Below are 227 nucleotides of genomic sequence, written 5' to 3'. Positions count from 1 at the left end.
GGTGGAAGACGCGCGAGGCACGTTACAGTCCATCTATAATCGAAACGAGGCCCCAGCCGACTTCGTGTTCCTGCCGGTGAACAATGGCACTCCGACTCGCGCCGGCACCCATTGGTCGCTGCTGCTGGTTGATCGCCGCAACCCGCAAACGCCGGTCGCCTATCACTACGATTCCCTCCAGCCAGGGCAATACAACGACGCGCCGGCCACACAGCTGGCAGGACTGC

1 protein-coding gene is annotated in these 227 nt (G+C 62.6%); it reads left to right on the top strand.

Translation table 11 applies throughout. The features are described from left to right. A partial coding sequence (locus tag ACWGTI_RS33025) for a hypothetical protein (RefSeq protein ID WP_454590723.1) occupies window positions 1-227 on the top strand: 227 nt, incomplete at both ends.

It is taken from the genome of Mesorhizobium sp. ArgA1 (assembly GCF_053714375.1).
This window is presented reverse-complemented; position numbering and strand designations above follow the sequence as displayed.